Origin of the sequence: Acinetobacter sp. BHS4 (genome assembly GCF_018454425.1) — a bacterium.
GTDB classification, from domain to species: Bacteria; Pseudomonadota; Gammaproteobacteria; order Pseudomonadales; family Moraxellaceae; genus Acinetobacter; species Acinetobacter pittii.
In genome coordinates this window covers 1,803,847-1,820,188 of the sequence record NZ_CP075323.1, presented here as the reverse complement: position 1 = coordinate 1,820,188, position 16,342 = coordinate 1,803,847, and the positions used below count along the sequence as shown (strand labels likewise).

The 16,342-nt window shown below is 37.3% G+C and carries 15 protein-coding genes and 1 pseudogene; 3 read left to right on the top strand and 13 right to left on the bottom strand.

Annotated elements, in window-relative coordinates:
* Nucleotides 1-138: 138 nt before the first annotated feature.
* Complete coding sequence (locus tag KIP84_RS08665) at nt 139-1,026, top strand: prolyl oligopeptidase family serine peptidase (RefSeq protein WP_213689750.1); 888 nt, start codon at nt 139-141, stop codon at nt 1,024-1,026.
* 49 nt (nt 1,027-1,075) lie between these two features.
* Here KIP84_RS08665 and KIP84_RS08660 read toward each other — a convergent pair whose 3' ends face one another.
* The gene (locus tag KIP84_RS08660; RefSeq protein WP_213689749.1) at nt 1,076-1,603 is read right to left on the bottom strand and encodes a hypothetical protein; all 528 of its coding nucleotides are present in this window, start codon (nt 1,601-1,603) and stop codon (nt 1,076-1,078) included.
* 171 nt (nt 1,604-1,774) lie between these two features.
* On the opposite strand from KIP84_RS08660, the gene KIP84_RS08655 reads away from it, so the two are divergent.
* A complete protein-coding gene (locus tag KIP84_RS08655) occupies nt 1,775-2,317 on the top strand; it encodes an RNA 2'-phosphotransferase (RefSeq protein ID WP_213689748.1) in 543 nt (180 codons plus the stop codon).
* 24 nt (nt 2,318-2,341) lie between these two features.
* Here KIP84_RS08655 and KIP84_RS08650 read toward each other — a convergent pair whose 3' ends face one another.
* The 5 genes and pseudogenes from KIP84_RS08650 to KIP84_RS08630 form a co-directional block, all read right to left on the bottom strand.
* A complete protein-coding gene (locus KIP84_RS08650) occupies nt 2,342-2,929 on the bottom strand; it encodes a hypothetical protein (RefSeq protein WP_068564324.1) in 588 nt (195 codons plus the stop codon).
* A 170-nt stretch (nt 2,930-3,099) separates the two neighbouring features.
* Nucleotides 3,100-3,177: pseudogene (locus tag KIP84_RS08645) on the bottom strand (TetR family transcriptional regulator); the annotation flags it as partial.
* A 4-nt stretch (nt 3,178-3,181) separates the two neighbouring features.
* Nucleotides 3,182-3,700: a GNAT family N-acetyltransferase gene (locus KIP84_RS08640; RefSeq protein ID WP_213689747.1), complete on the bottom strand. Its 519-nt coding sequence runs from the start codon at nt 3,698-3,700 to the stop codon at nt 3,182-3,184.
* A gap of 61 nt (nt 3,701-3,761) precedes the next feature.
* Nucleotides 3,762-4,430, bottom strand: coding sequence for a HEPN domain-containing protein (locus KIP84_RS08635; RefSeq protein WP_213689746.1), 669 nt, complete (start codon nt 4,428-4,430; stop codon nt 3,762-3,764).
* Between the two features lie 52 nt (nt 4,431-4,482).
* Nucleotides 4,483-5,037 carry a TetR/AcrR family transcriptional regulator gene (locus KIP84_RS08630; RefSeq protein ID WP_213689745.1) on the bottom strand — a complete coding sequence of 185 codons (555 nt, stop codon included), beginning with the start codon at nt 5,035-5,037 and terminating at the stop codon, nt 4,483-4,485.
* An 810-nt stretch (nt 5,038-5,847) separates the two neighbouring features.
* On the opposite strand from KIP84_RS08630, the gene KIP84_RS08625 reads away from it, so the two are divergent.
* The gene (locus KIP84_RS08625) at nt 5,848-6,288 is read left to right on the top strand and encodes an HD domain-containing protein (protein ID WP_213689744.1); all 441 of its coding nucleotides are present in this window, start codon (nt 5,848-5,850) and stop codon (nt 6,286-6,288) included.
* A 200-nt stretch (nt 6,289-6,488) separates the two neighbouring features.
* On the opposite strand, the gene KIP84_RS08620 is transcribed toward KIP84_RS08625, so the two are convergent.
* The 7 genes from KIP84_RS08620 to iaaH all read right to left on the bottom strand — a co-directional run bounded on the left by KIP84_RS08620 (nt 6,489) and on the right by iaaH (nt 16,316).
* Nucleotides 6,489-7,652: a hypothetical protein gene (locus KIP84_RS08620; RefSeq protein ID WP_213689743.1), complete on the bottom strand. Its 1,164-nt coding sequence runs from the start codon at nt 7,650-7,652 to the stop codon at nt 6,489-6,491.
* The gene (locus tag KIP84_RS08615) at nt 7,645-8,973 is read right to left on the bottom strand and encodes a TolC family protein (protein WP_213689742.1); all 1,329 of its coding nucleotides are present in this window, start codon (nt 8,971-8,973) and stop codon (nt 7,645-7,647) included. Before KIP84_RS08615 ends, KIP84_RS08620 begins: the two co-directional genes overlap by 8 nt.
* The gene (locus KIP84_RS08610) at nt 8,970-10,556 is read right to left on the bottom strand and encodes a GH3 auxin-responsive promoter family protein (RefSeq protein WP_213689741.1); all 1,587 of its coding nucleotides are present in this window, start codon (nt 10,554-10,556) and stop codon (nt 8,970-8,972) included. The genes KIP84_RS08615 and KIP84_RS08610 overlap by 4 nt, the downstream gene beginning before the upstream one ends.
* Entirely contained in the window at nt 10,553-11,341 is a 789-nt protein-coding gene (locus KIP84_RS08605; protein WP_171261699.1) for a hypothetical protein, read from the bottom strand. The genes KIP84_RS08610 and KIP84_RS08605 overlap by 4 nt, the downstream gene beginning before the upstream one ends.
* A gap of 187 nt (nt 11,342-11,528) precedes the next feature.
* A complete protein-coding gene (locus KIP84_RS08600) occupies nt 11,529-13,076 on the bottom strand; it encodes a DHA2 family efflux MFS transporter permease subunit (protein WP_101663398.1) in 1,548 nt (515 codons plus the stop codon).
* Nucleotides 13,077-13,100: 24 nt separating this feature from the next.
* Nucleotides 13,101-14,162 carry an HlyD family secretion protein gene (locus tag KIP84_RS08595; RefSeq protein WP_213689740.1) on the bottom strand — a complete coding sequence of 354 codons (1,062 nt, stop codon included), beginning with the start codon at nt 14,160-14,162 and terminating at the stop codon, nt 13,101-13,103.
* Nucleotides 14,163-14,855: 693 nt separating this feature from the next.
* Nucleotides 14,856-16,316: an indoleacetamide hydrolase gene (gene iaaH, locus KIP84_RS08590; RefSeq protein WP_213689739.1), complete on the bottom strand. Its 1,461-nt coding sequence runs from the start codon at nt 16,314-16,316 to the stop codon at nt 14,856-14,858.
* Nucleotides 16,317-16,342 lie beyond the last annotated feature (26 nt).

The following is a 16,342-nucleotide window of genomic DNA, read 5'->3' as shown; positions in this document are numbered from 1 at the left end:
AAATCAAAAATCTATCGAAGCCTTTCCGCATTCGGAGGGAATTCAATTTAGCAAAAACAATTAATAAATTTATATATTGATTTTAATTTTCAACAGATAGAAAATCACTCGCAATCATAAATAACCACAAGAGTTCTCATGCTTCCTAATAAGAAAAAGAATATAGCCCTTTGCTACATTCTTCCTTTGATTTTAGTTGTTGGCTTCTATGCCTTTTTCCGTGTATCTATTCTTCCTTATATTCATACCAAGCAAGCACAGCATCAACTTTTAACAGCAGATAATCAAACAACTGAGATTTATTGGCAAGAACCAGACCTCTTAGCCAATAAAAAGTATCCAGCAATTATCTTTTTACACGGCATTCAGAAAGACAAACAAGGTGCTAAAGCCTTTATACGCTCAGGCTTGTTAAATGAATATAGTAAAAAGAATTTTTTCAGTGTTGCTGTATCTATGAGTGGATATGGTGAATCATCTGGAAAATCAGATTTTTGTGGTAAAGCCTCACAAAATAATCTTGTACAAGCCATTAATTTTGCTCGATCACAGCCGCATGTTGACCCAAACAAAGTTGCAGTGGTTGGAATAAGTTGTGGTGCTTCCATAGCAAATGTTGTAGCTAACTCAGGCAAGATAAACGTTTTGATTTTGGTATCTGGATTTTATGACTTTAAAGGTATGTATGCCGAGTGGAGTTCTAACACTAAAACACTACCGTCAAATGTTATGAATGAGATAAATGAATCGATTGCTACTGAAAAGAATATAGAAACGGTGTCTGCTGCTAGATCATCATTACCGATTTCGTCTCAATATCCACCTACTCTTATATTGGTTAGCGCCAAAGACCCTATTGTTGACCCAAAGCAAAGTAGTCAGCTACATCAATTACTTGATAGTAAAGGTATTCCAAACACCTTAGAACTTATACAAGATGCCAAACATCCTGTGCCTGCTAATGTGTGGAAAACTAAAAGTGATTCATTTTTGGAAAAGACTTTGAATATGAAAATTAAGCAATAAATGAGATACATTTTTTAATCTACTCATCTAATGCATCTTAAACATTTAATTAATGAGAATTTGTATATATCATAATCCCTTCAATAATTTGGTCCGAATATTCTTCTGAATAAGCAGTCCTATAATTTGTTGATATTTCTGCTGGAATGATTTCACCAAACATATCATTATCTTGTTTATATTCTAAATAGTGCGCATCACATGAAAAGTAGAAATTAAAATCATCTGCAACTAAATCTAAGCGATCACCTATCCCTAAAAGACCTAATAGTTTTCCCTTATATCCTTCACCAAGAAAAATTCGTATTAATTTCTTTGAATTTCCATCAAATGTTAACGTAACACTACTTTCCCATGAACAATAAATTTCGTTAATCCGCTCCTGCCACGGCAATAATTCATATCTATGAAGAACTAACCAAATATTTTTCTCTTGAGCAGATTCGTATTCCTCCATTCCCACATCTCGAAATAGTGCCAAATTTCGGAACTCATCAAAATCCATTCCTAAAGAAATTCCTGCTGCTTCTTTTGACGGAAATATATCTTTACTCAAATCGGGCACTAAGTAATTCATTCTTTTCTCAATTTATAATGAGCTTATATTTTATATCTACATTATTATCTATTAAAACAAGTTTGATTTAAGAAATAATATTTCTTTAAAATTTCTACTGATCTTTATACAGCTATCCTTAAACCAATAAATTCACTAAAATATAATTAACTCTAATACTTATCTAAAACAATGAACGAAAAAGCAATTAGCCAATATTTAAGCTTTATCCTTAGACACAAACCAGAAGAAATTGGTCTGACATTAGATCTCGAAGGTTGGGCAAATATTGAAGAGTTAATTTCAAAATCACAACCTATCAAGAATGTAGCTTTAGATGAAGAGATCATTAAAACCATCGTAAGCAATAGCGATAAAAAGCGCTTCCAAATTTCTGATGATGGAAAACTTATTCGTGCTGTACAGGGTCATTCAACTACAAGTGTAGATATCACTCTTAACAAACTTAAACCGCCAACTTATCTTTATCATGGTACGGCTCAAAGGTTTATAGATTCCATAAAAGAACAAGGTTTAATTTCGAAAGATCGTCAATATGTCCATCTAACTGAAAATAGAGATACGGCTCTAACCGTTGGTGCTCGCTATGGTAAGCCTGAAATTCTTGTTATTGACGCCTTAAAAATGCACGATAGTGGATTCGAATTTTTCCAAGCTGAAAATGGTGTTTGGTTGAGTAAACATGTACCAATAGAATTTATTGCTTTTCAATAGTAAGAAAACTCACTTATTTACTATTCAATCTTTTGCCAAGTGCATATGTGGTGCAAAAATAAAATGTCGAGGTTCTTGGTATTGCATAATTAATGAACGCAATTCGGTAATGAATGCCTCTGCTTCTTCTTTGTTAAGATTAATACCAAATGAACAACCATCTTCATATCCAATTAAGTGAATAGTACCTTGGCTACAATCTGGTAAAAAAGGCGGATACGCTCCACCACTCCAAGGTCTGTAGACAATCTCTATAATCTTCTGAGTATTAATATCCTTTGTTAACAAATTTTTCCCAAGGCAGTCTTTGGAAATGCGAAGATTATTTTTGGAAATAAAAAATGTTTCCTCGGCATTCTTAGCCCATCGTTTATTTTTTCTATATTCATAGTGCTTGTAGAAAAGAAATAATAAAAATAATAGTAGTACAATAAATGTTTGAATCCCTTCATTTTCTGTATATGCTTCAAAAGCAATACATACAAAAAAAATGTCATATGTAGTTACTATTACACGGTCCCAAATTATTAAATTTTCTAAATTCTCACCATTCATTTTTAAATGAATCGTAGTTCCCACATCTGAAGTATGTGTTTCAAATTGATTCGGCATCCAATACTCAATTTTCTATGTTTATTGTTTAATAAAATCACTGTACTTATTGAATCTTACTTATTAGTACAGCGCTTAAACTTTCGTTATTGCTATGTATTATAAAATCACCAAGCAGAATTTTATAGCAGTTTAAGTCGACATGTGTCTCTCAATTACCCTCCCAAATGTCACAACAACTGTAATAAAAAATACTCAAGTAATCTCTTCCGTTCATCTGGTTTGTTTGGATCTAGAAGCTGAACCATGCAATCAAACAAGCTTTTTATAATAAATCGCTGTGCCGTCATAGCTCCCATTTGAACTTAATGCGAAACTTGGAATTACACCCACACGGACAAATCCAATTTTGCTATATAAAAGCTCGGATACATCACCTTCACGCGTATCTAAGACAAGTAAGCGCAGCCCTTTTTCTCGTGCAAACTTTTCTAGTTCATTCATTAGTAATGTTGCTATTCCTTGTTTTCTTGCAGAGGTAAGCACCATGAGTTTTTCAACTTCAGCTCTATGAACTCCATTCTTTTTACTCACTAAGGACAATTGAACACTACCTACAATCTTTCCTTCTTGTATGGCAATCCAAAGACGGCTGTTACCCTGTGCTAATTTATGGTTGACCTCACGCCAATAATTTAAGACCTCGTTCTTTTCTACGGGAGCTAAGAAACCTATAGAAGCTCCACTATTGATAGAATCTTCTAACAGTAACGATAGGTCTTTTTCATAATCACCAATTTCTTTTATTTCTAAGATTTCAATATTTTTCATATTTCTACTCAAAGTTATAAGGATGAATTGCAGATGAAACTTTTATCCTAAGAATCTTACCTTATGAAGAATAAGTTAATAAAAATCTCTCAATATCACTAATCATTCTTTCTACATCTTCTTTTGTAAATTCATCATAATCACCATGAGCGGCATTATTTCGTATATCAGCTAAAGCTGTAATTTGCTTTTGTTGTAGTTTGTTGTAGATACCAGCTTTTGCTAAATCATCACTTAGCTGAGTTAATCTTTTTCTTTCAATATCTATACCATTATTCAAACATAGTTCTTTTATTGCAGTTTCTAAAACTACACCTGCAATTACAGCGGCAGCATTTTTATAACCACTCTCAAGCAGTGATTTAGCCTGCTCAAGCTCACTATCAAAAACTTCAGCCTGAACAATCTGCTTGAAAGTTATTAAAAAACCATTTTTCAAATCATCATATGCGGCATTAAGTATAGGAATTAGCTGTCTTAACCTTTTTGGTGTATCACTAGAACCTGACAATTGACGCTTAAATGCAGTGAAATGAATTGAATTATCTCCGCATGCCAAAAGTAATATATTCTGAGCTTTAATAATCCACTCAGAGTAAAGCGCTTGATAGTTTGGAGGAAAATCTTCAAAGTTTGGGAATCGAATATTTGTATCTATAAAAGAATTATTACTAATTTCATTTGCTTCTTTAAGTAACTCAACAAACCGATTTAAAATTTTCTGACTCATATATAGATACTCAAATATTAGTTATTAAGAAATTATCTTTTATACATCTAACTTAGCATATGCTTAAGCTTTTCAAAAACACCTCAACCACCCTTTCATCAAGCTCACCTAAACTTAAGCCCTGAATAATGGCGCCTTCGATCATATATAAAAATAGTTTGGCATCGGTAAAGGAAGCATCACTGTTAAGTGTTCTAAGCAGGCTATAGATTTCGTTGGTAAGCCATGTTCTATATCGCACGGCGGTTATGTACGCTTTTGGATGGGTCAGTTTTGTTTCAAAAATGGCTTTAAATAATAGGTAATACAGTCCATCTAGGTCTGCATGCAAAAGATAGAGCTTTTTGAGTTTATCTATTGCGTTTGTGCTGTGGTCATATGCAACCACTGAAATCACTTTTTCTTTTAAGCGCTCTTTTTGCACAATCAGGCAGATTTCAATCAACCGTTCTTTAGAGTGAAAGTAGTTATAAAAAGTCGCTTTGGTCACTTCACACTCTTTCACAAGTCTGTCGATGCCGACCAGATGAAATCCGTTGTAGTGAAATAACTCAATTGATTTATTTACGACTTGTACTGCACGTGTTGGGAGAACTATTTTTGGCATATTTTTACCGTTATAAAATTATTGTTGTATATAAATGAGATATAAAAACCGCTACCTTTTGGGAGAAAAAAAGGCATAGCAAAGCCATAAAGACTGTGCACAGCACATCTCAAGGTTTAATTGTCTAGGTTGTAAGTAATAACGAGCTAAAGCCTGAAAAAGCCTTACGGCGATCAAGCTGCGTTAAATGTTTTAAGCTGTGTTGTTATAGCTTTTGGCAAAGGTTGCCAAGAAATAATGGATGTGCAAAGCCAGCTCCTTATATATGGAGTTCTGCCAGAGCATAAGATTTATGGTGGCAGAACGGAAGAGGGTTAGCAGACTGGTTTCGACTCCAGCACACCCGAGGGTGTCCCTCTCCCGTCCTACCGCTACGGGAGGGAACTGGGAGTGCGCGCACAAAACTATTCCTCAGAAGAAATAATCCTGATGCGGTCGAAATAAACGGTCTGCTAAAACCGACTGGCAATGTAGGCCAGCCCGCAAATGGTAATCTCCAATATTTGAAGTGTCAATGTGAAATTGGCTAGAAATTATTTAAATAATTATTGTTTTTCATTTAATTACATAATTAAGGAAATTCTTAAGTAATATTTTTAATCTACCCTTATATCATTAAGTTAAAGTTTAAAATTTCAAAAACTTAAAGTCTGAATTGTCCTAACTCAACTAAAAATGAATAAATAAAAAGAGACACTACTGTTATTAAGAGATGTTTTTAAGAGTCGCTATTCAGTATAAACTTGTGATTTAAGCGACCCATCTCACAAATTAGGTTGCGTTATATACTCAAAGTAATAAGAGCAAAAAATGACTCAAAATCAAGTTGAACTCGCAGAGAAATTATCAAAAGAATCACATCAAGGTCAAAAGTATGGTCCTCATGATTACTTTGATTACCATATTAAAGGTGTGGTCAATTCATTAATTGAGCACCAATTTTCAGAAGTTTATATTATTACAGCCCTTCTACACGATAGCGTTGAAGACACACCCCTTACCCTAGACAAAATCGAAAGTTTATTCGGAAAAGAAGTCCGTGATGCCGTTGATGCATTAACTAAACGGGAAAGTGAAACACGCGAAGAATATTTAATTCGTTGTGGTTTGAATCCGATCGCTCGAGTTGTGAAACTTCATGATGCAGCCTTTAATGCACATAACTCGCATAAGGAAAATAATCAATCACGTGTAGATTATTATCTTCAAACCATGTTAGCTGTTTCAACGGCGCAAGAGAGTTTGGGCTAAAGGGTCAAATTCACTAGGTTCATTAAATCCAAAACGTTTTATCTTGATTTTGTAACGTAATCAAAATCACCATGAGAAAAGACTCTTGCTCTAGCTGACATTCACCATTTTGCGCATATATTTGCTCAATCCTATTTAACATTCCTAAGAATTGAGCAAATTTTTGCGCATTAATGATCTACAGCGAAGCTATATAAGGGTTAAATACGCCCAACTTCTAAGTAGGGAATCAAGTTTTTATCAAAATTTGGTCTTGGGTCACCTTCATAACTAATAAAACCATGCATTCCTGTTAAACGTTCGCCTTTATAAAACTGGTTTAACTGATAACGCGGGTCTTTATGGGAAAGCGTAAAACTCACCACACCAACGCCCTGTTGTTTTGACTTGTTATAGGCATCTTCAAGCATTTTATGATGCAAAGCTAAATCTTCGGGATGGCACATAAGCGTATGTAGCACATGGTACTGAATAGAGTCCCCGACTTTAGGCAAACGCATGCCTTTGGTTAGCGGAGTTAGCAAGTTATAAACGGGTCTAAAAATTCCAATGACTGAACTGTAATGCAAAATTTTGGTTTGCTTAATACTGTGCTGATCCCATAAACCAAACATGCCCACCAGTTTTTCACCCTTAAAATAGAGTGAAAAGTCCGATAGTTTCATTCCTGAAAAATACTGATGACCTTGAGCAAGCTCTTCAAAGTTATAGGCAGGAATAAAGTTATAAAACTCTGCCATGTCGGCAATAAACTGGTTCATGGCTTCCACGTGCTGAGCTTCTGCAACACAGCTACGAATCTCTTGAAGATCACTCTGTTTATCAACTTGCTTTAAAAAAGCCGTGACTTTTCGTTTTGCGCCAGTACTCGTCAGACTGAGTGTCTCTATAAGCCCTTCGTCATAATAATCAGGCATTCCCGTTTTGCCCGTTTGTATAGCGGCGCGTGCGGCATGGTTATCATCAAAAATAATCATTTGACTATAGTTCGGTTCATGCATGGTCTGTTTTACATGCTTTGCCAAAACCTTCACCAGTGATTTACCACGGTAGTTGTGATCTACCCGTAAATCCCCCGCATAACGTAAGTTTTGAATGTTCCGATCGACATAACACGGGCGGTAACCATTACTATAACAAGCGACATTCTTTTGGCTTTCAGTGTCTTCAATTACAACATGCAGTTTATGACGATAGACAATGTCAGACGCTCTAAAATAACTTGGTTCGCGCTGAAAGCTAATTTGTATGCCTTTGGTGGTCATCGGTACGGCGATTAAGTCTCTTAAAGCCTCGTCATCTGCCAAAGTTGCTTCACGGGTAATGAGAGTGCTGTCAGCAAGTGGTGTATTTGTTTTATTCATTATTCACCTGTTGTGCGGTCTGTGTGGGAACCAAGTTATTTAAACGCCCCATTTGGTCGAGTAACTGATAGACAAACACCACTTCGTCTTGGTCATTTACGGTTTTTTGGGTTTCTGCATCGAGTAACTTTTGCTCGGTATTGAGCAAATCAAACGTGGTTTTGGTGCCGACATCAAACTCTTTACGTGTGTAAACAAAGGCAATAGACGCTGCCTCTATAGCATTTGCCAATGCCTCTTTATTTTGTCGAATGGTTTGAAGCTGCGCATAGGTCGTGCGTGTACGCTTATTCAAATCCAGTTCAAGACTTCGCGTTTTTTGGTTAGCTAAATCGATATCGGCCTGTGCTTTTTTGACGTTAGCGCGATTTAATCCATCGTCATAGAGCGGTACATTCAACTGCACCCCAACCATATAGTTATTACTTTCCGAACCAATATAACTCGCTTCATCTTGCTTTCCGGCACGGCTGGTCAGCATGACTGTTGGCCACAGTTCCCGCTTAGTTAAAGCATATTGTTTTTCGGCGGCCTGCTTTTCGTATTTACTACGCATTAAAGCTGGATGGTTTTTGGTTTGCGCCAAAATTTCATCCAAGCTCGCGGGAATAGCAGGTAGCTGTTTAATGGCAACAAGATTTTCAGGCGTTACACCCGTTACTTGATAAAACTGTGCTTCGCTTACGGTCAAGTTAGATTGGGCTTGTGTGATATCGGCTTGGCCTTGAGCAACTTGCGCCAAAACCTGAGCCAAATCTGCACGGGTAATCATACCCACGTCAAAACGGCGCTTTGATTCATATAAAGAGCGTTGCAGGTTCGCCATGGTCTTTTGTCTGAGTTCTAAAATAGCTTTCTTTTTTAATACGTCGGTATAGACCATCACGGTATTTAAAATGGTTTCCGATCTTTGATCTGACAAGCCTTGGTGTTGGGCAGAAAGCTGACTTTCGGCAACATCTATTCCTAAACGGTGTCGTCCAGAGGTATAAATCGGATAATCTGCCTGCAATTGCAAACTTCGGCCTTTACGGTTTCCTTCGGTTGGAAACAGGACGTGTGAAGGCGTATCTATTCTTTCATAGTCCAGTTGGCCGACTAAATTGACTTTAAGTCCATCGCGCTGTTTGGCTTGTTCAAGCATAGCGGTAGACTGATTCACACTTAAACGGCTCACTTCAAGCTGACTTTCATGCCTTAAACTTGCATATAAAGCCTCGTCTAAAGTCATGGCATGTGTGTTCGACACCAACAACACGCCTAGATACAAGGCGTGTCGAAGTGTTAAAAACCGAGAGTTAAATTGCTTCATCCCTTTCATAGTTGTTCCAAACTATTGAGGGTGACTTTTTTGAGTGGCTCAGGCTTGATATTGCCTTCGATAATGCCATCAAACATGACCAGTTTTTTATAGGCATTCCAACCATTATTGGCCTGACGAATTTGAGGTTGGTCGAGCTGCCCCAAGTTTCGTGCAAGTTCATAATGGAAATTTTGACGCAAAATACTGTCGATATATTCATTGTTAATGCTGTGATGAATGTCGCCTTCAAAAAGCACGCAATAAAATGGTTTAACCTGTTGTTGGGTATCAATTGCGAGTAAGGAAATCGCTTTCGATTCAGTTTCATTTAATTGAGACAACAACTGTTGAGCTGTTTCAGGTGCAAGTTTCTCACCAACCAGATCCACCCCAAAACGGCGACCTTGGAACTCAAAACACGGAATTTGCTCTAAAAAGCCAGTCACTCTTAAGCAATCATCCAAACAGTAACGAAGTAAGCCATTACCCGAAGTAATGAGCGGACTTACTACATCACCTTGTTTAAGCTGCCACGACGGAATAATTTGACCTTGTTTATCGCCTTCTAAATACTCAAATTCATAGAAGTGACTTTGGTATGCGAGTGGGTATTGATCGTTATAGGGAATCGTTACTACACCTTCCGTCGCCCATAGGCCTTTGCCTTCAAACTGAACACTGGGCAATTTTTCTTTTAATTTTTCGGCCCAAGCTTTTGAACCTGCGGTGTCCCAACTCGACACCAGACTTAACTTTGGCCAAAGTTTTTTAAAGTCGATCTGTGTACCGTTTGAACTTGCAATTAAGGCTTGAGCACTTTCAGAGCTACGCGGTGCAGTCACTTCTTTTAATGAAGCCTGACGGTTACCCCATGAACCACTTTGTAAAACCTCAATCACGTCTTGTTGTAGTGACTCCAAACGTTCAAGTAATTGCAGCGCAAAAGTTGGGCTCCATACCGAAATCATGGCTAAGTTACGGTTTGCGACCAAATAACAAATGGTGGCAAACAGTGCATCATCGGCATTGGCTGCAAAAGCAACGTTACTTGGAACCGCTTGGGTAAACTTAGACAATATACGTTTACCTACACCAAGTAGTGCACTGTCGTCATTTAGGTTTTTGTCTTTTAAAACTTCACGCTGGCTTTCAGGCAACCACGACACCGACCAGTAATGTGTACCTGAACTCAACTGTGGACATTTACGGTATAAACTCGCCATCCACGGCGCAATTGCATGGTCAAGTTCATCTAAAAACAGCTTGGTATATGGAATAAACTTGATTTGCTCACTCGAACCACTGGTCGGCTGGAAACGAACTAGCTTACTGCTCGAGAGTGAAAGCTTTTGTTCACGGTAACGCTGAATGTCTTCTCGCCATGCACCGTAACGTGTTGCAGGAAATACTTTTACAAACTGCTCATAGTTTTGAACTTTCTTATCTTGGGCAAAGGTCGATGTTTGTAATATCGAATGCAAAATTTGACGTTGCGTGGTCTCTAAGGCATTAAATTTTTTTTGAAAGTTACGGTCAGATGCATCACACCATTTTTTTAGAATCAGATGTGAACCCAAAGTTAGCCATTCATTAGTTTTCATTGGATGGCCTCTCTACGTTTTGTTTTATGGGTTACGCATGCTTCAAACTTTCCTTTACTGGTCGGTTTAGTCATTAGTTTCACAGGGAAACGGGCTATGTCTTTCCATCCAAGACGACCAATACACGGTAGTTCTGTGCCAGCTTTCCATGTCGGATTTTTTTGTTCAAAGAAATGAATATTTGGGTTCTTTTCTCTCATTTCGGCAGTAATTGGTGCAACTTCACCTTTTAAAGGTTGATAGTCATCTCCAAAATTTAAGAGCCCCGCATCTTTGTCATAATATTCGCCAAAGAATTTCTCACAGTAGTGCTCGACGACTTCCGAAAGATGCTGGTTTTCATCTTTAATATTTGGGTAATAGACATAGTAGTTATTGGCGAGCAGTAAGTAGGTTTTATAACCTTTAGAAATGAGGAGCCAATAGAGTTCGTTAAATGGATATTTGATTCGAAGCTTAATCATCAGTTTTAGCATGGTACTTTGCAGACTACGCGTACCCCAAAACTTCTTCAAAATGACCGTATCACCGCTAAATAACACGGTGTAGTCTTTACCGTTTAAGTAGAAATGCTGCACCACCACAGTCGAGAAACCGACAATCTCATTTGTTTCCGAATCAAAAATTAAGATCGCACCGCTTTTATTTTGGAAATCATCTACGAAAATAGAAAATCTCGTATTTTCATAATACTGTTCGTAAATGGAATACATCACTTTTAATCGCTCAGTATCGATTTGCTCTTTTTCAAAATATTGACCATAAGTCGTGTTTTTCAGGTTCAATTTTGAAATTAGTTTATACGTTGTATTAATCATAATCCTTTAACCTTCCACCTCTAATTTGTGAGTTCCCCGATCTCATCAACCGATTTTAGAAAACTCAGATCAATGTTCTTTTTCTATGAAGGGATACGTTTTGATATGCCCTATTGTTTTTCATTCTTTGAAAGCTGCCTTTATTTTTTAATATCTACATATTCATTTTCTTCCCCCGATCCATAAAGATGGTTAAAAATGCGGTCACAAACATAATGATTGCGAGCATGCGTAATAGATCATTAAAGCTAGAGGTCAGTGCCTGAAAATGAATGTCGCGATAAATCACACTCAGCGCGATTTGCTGTGCATTTGAGCCAACTTCCTGATATTGCGCCGTGAGTTGGTCGAGTCGTTCTGTAAAAATCCAGTTTTGCGGTGTCATCGACTGATTTATCTGAGTGACATGTAGCGCAGTCAGCCAATCTAAAGATGAGTTAATGAGAGCTAGTCCAACCGCACCGCCAATATTGCGCATCAGGTTATAAATACCGCTGGCATCGGCTACTTTGCTGAGTGGCAAAGTGCTCATGGCTAAATGCGAAACCACAATCAGGCAAATCATGAGACCAATACCACGGTAAATTTGCGGCCAAAACATAAAGTCGTAATCGCTATGAATGCTCAAATGTGAATTGAGCCAGACACCAAAACCAGCCAGAACCATTCCAACAAATACGGTTTTTCGGGTATCAAAATTGGGAATAAGCCATGCAAGAAATGGCGCAAAGCAGAACATGACAATACCTGTCACCATCATGACGTGACCAATCTGGCTACTGTTCATTTCACGGACTTGCCCAAGAAATACGGGAATCATATAACCCAAGCCATAGAGCGCCATGCCAATCACAAAAGTTGTGATGGCACTTAAGGTAAAGTTTTTATTTTTAAATACAGATAAATCGAGCAAAGGCTTAGGCTGGGTAAAACTTCTAGAGAAGAAAATCATGCCGCCCACAACGCAAATCATAAACGCAATCCGAACGCCTGTGTCTGCAAGCCAGTCATGTCTTGCGCCTTCATCAAGGAAATATTCCAACCCACCCAAAAACATCGCCATACCAACGAGGCTAAACCAGTCCATACTTTTGATGAGTGAATAGTTCGCGCGGTCGATATTTGGACCCGAGTAGATGACCGTAGCAATGATAATGCCCGGAATAATATTGATTAGGAACATCCAGTGCCATGAGAAGTTATTGGTGAGCCAACCACCAATGGTTGGACCAATCGCTGGCCCTAAAGTACTGATCATTCCAAACATGACTAAAGGCAATGAACGTTTTGGTTCTGGAAAAAGTAAGTACAACGCCGTCATGGAGGTCGGAATCATTCCGCCACCCATAAAACCTTGAATACCACGAAAAACTAATAAACTTTCTAAGTTCCATGCCAAGGCACAAAGTAAAGAACTGACCGTAAAACCAATTGCACAGATGGTGTAATACACCCGTGTTGAAAGCACCCGCGAGACAATACTCGACATTGGAATTGCAATAATCTCTGCAATTAAATAAACAGTTTGCACCCAAGTGACTTCGTAACGACTTGCACTCATTCCAGCTTGAACTTCGTTTAAAGAACTCGCCACAATCTGAATATCAAGAATCGCCATGAAGTTGCCAAAAATCATGGCAGCAAAAATTGCCCATGCAGTTTTTGCTGGGAATCTCCACTCGGCCTCAAGGTGCTTATTCATTGGTTATTACCTAAAATTTTATTATTAAGTTCTTAGGTCAACGGTGGCACTCACCGACATTCCAGGTTTTATCAAATCAATATGTGGGCTTGAATCTATGGCAATACGCACAGGAATACGCTGAACAACCTTGTTAAAGTTGCCTGTGGCATTGTCTGGTGGCATGAGTGAAAAAGTTGCGCCTGAAGCAGGTGAAAAGCTTTCAATTTTTCCGGTATAGGTCAGGCTTGGGTAGGCATCAAGTTTTAATTTAACTTTCTGACCAATATGCATTTTTTCAATTTGGGTTTCTTTGAAGTTGGCTTGTACATACAAACTATTTTCAGGAATGATCGCCATTAAACGGGTTTGCGGAGAAACACGTGAACCTTTCTGGATTGCAAGGCTACCGATTTTACCGTTTACAGGACTGACCACTTTTGATGAAGCCAAATCGACCTGATACAGGTTTAAGTTTGCATTGGCACTTTGAATATCTGCTAGAAGCTGCGCTCGACTCGCTTGTAAACTCCCCAACTGAGCTTCTGCCGCATTTACGGCGGCTTGCGCTTTGCTGAGTTGAGCTTGAGCCGTTAAATATTGAGACTGAACCCCTTCAAAGTTTTGTCGGGTAATCACCCCATCTTTTAATAAATCTTGATAACGCTCGAACTCTTTTCTTAAACGAGTTAAATCAGCTTGTGCTGCCACTACGCCACTATGAGCTTCAATAATTGAAGACTTGGCAGACTTTTCATTTTGTTGTTGTACGCCCAGTGCGGCTTCTTTCAAGCTGACTACTGAACGAGCCTGATCATAACGAGCTTGATAATCTCGGTGATCTAATACTGCTAAAGTTTCCCCTTTTTTTACTACCTGATTATCGTTAATTAATAACTCCATCACTTCGCCTGAAATCTTTGGCATCACCCAAGTGACATCGGCTTGCACATAAGCATTATCCGTAGATTGATAGAATCGATATATAAAAAAATAATATAAGATACCAGCAACTACAAATAACAGCAGGACACTAAAAACACCCCAAGTTATTTTCTTTCGACTTTGGAAATTAGTATCAGTTTCTAGCTGAGCTACGTTATCCATATTCATTCCGCTTATTTGTAATATTCGATTTTTTATTTAAGTCAATAAAACTATTGATTTCTTTTTTACGTAACTTTTCACTTGGTTTTATTCAATGAATCGTGACATCGTAAAATTTGGTGCAAATTATGGTTCTTAAGTGAATTAAATATCATTGACCTCTTTGCCAGATATTTTTTCTATTTATGTCAATAAAGCAAGTTATATAAACTATGTTTAAAAATTATGTAATTTTATATTTTTTCAAATAAATTTCTCTAAAAATAGCTTCAATATATAAAAATTATCTTTATAATTCAAACAATTACAATAGATTTATTTATTTAAAAAATCTTACATATAACGCGGTTTATTTCACTAATATTAAAGATTAACTTTCTATTTGTATTAATTAAGTAGAATTATTTAAAGATCGATGTAATCAATAAATAGTTATAGAGAAATTTTATAATATTAATAGAAGGATAAAATATAAATATTCTGGTTTAGTCAAAATAGCAAAAAAGCGTTTATCAAAAGACTATTCCAACAACTTTTCATTAATTATATTAAGTAAAATAATATAGAATCTCCCAGCCCCAACCCAACATACACCTAAGAAACCAAATATTATTAAAAAACAAAATTAATGTTAAAAAAGAGTTACTTTTAACTCTTTTTTATTTAGGAATTAGACAATGTACGGATCATTTTTTACTGATTTAAATCACTAAAAATTTCTTCTAGAGTTACTCCAATTGCAAGTATTTCACTATCCTGATGAGGTAAACCATCGATTTCCAACCCAATTGGTAGTTTCGATTTCACTCCCTTTCCAAGGGGTAAACTCAGCCCTGGTAATCCGATATTACTGCCGGGGTCTGTATTTCGAATTAGTGTTTGGAAATTCTCAATTGAACTGACTTGTTCGTTTGCTAGTGGTGCAACAATCGGTGAGGTCGGCAATAATAAAGCATGTAAGTTATGCGCTTTAAATGTGTTTTGGTAGAGTTCAAGCAATTGTGGACGAGCTTCCCTGATAGCCTTTTCATAGAAAGGTAAAACTGGAACAAGTTGACCCGTGTGATCTTGAATTAATTGGGGAAGAATATTCTGTTTAAAAATTGCCTGTACATCTGGGCTTGAGATTTGATCAATTACATCCTCTAAAGTCAGATTTACATGATGATGTTTTAGATATTGAATAAGGTCATATTTGCCTTCATAGACGACTACTGGAAATGAAATCGCATGATTGAGCTGTTCTAAATTCGGCATATCGACATTAATAATTTCGACTCCTGCCTCTTTTAAAAGCCCAAGTGCAATATGCGCCTGCTCATGAACATCTTCATCTAAATGATTCCAAAAGTATGAATTGATACCGAGCCTAATTTGATGAGGTTGTAATGGTTCTTTTTTTGGCTCTTGGGTAATAAGCTGATCAATTAAAATAATGTCAGATACTGTGTGTGCAATCGGGCCAGCGGTATCTCGAGTATGTGAAATTGGGGTAATACTGTCTTGTGAGTATCTTCCTACCGTTGGACGAAAGCCGACACAACCATTTAATGCACTTGGCAAACGAATCGAAGCACCCGTATCTGTACCAATCGCAATTGGAACCATGCCCGCTGCAACAGCCACAGCACTACCAGAAGAAGACCCACCAGCGATATGCAATGGGTTTACAGCATTTCGTGTACCCACGATACCTTCAATGTGCATGGCAGTATTATAGCCTGTGACTCCAAAGGCCAATTCATGCATATTGGTTTTACCAACAATGATCGCGCCTTGATCAATAAGTTTTTGAATAATCGGTGCAGAGCTTTGAGGTTTAAAATCAGCTAAAGCTGGTGTGCCTGCACTATTAGGGAAACCAGCAACATGAATATTATCTTTAACCGCAATTAAAATACCCATTAAAGCTGGACATGGTTTTCCACTAAGCAGGTATTTATCCCAATATTGAGCTTGTTGAATTGCTGAAGCTTTATCTGTGCTAATAAAAGCATTCAAAGACTGTTGTTCTTCAATAGTGTCGAAGTAATAATGCACAAGTTCTTCACAAGATACTTTTCTTTCATGAATCAGTTTAGTGATGGCATCTACTGAAGCATTTGCTAAACCCTGTAACTCAATCCAATTATTTTTTTCAACTGCATTTGACATGGTGACTTAAAATCCATTTAAGTTGT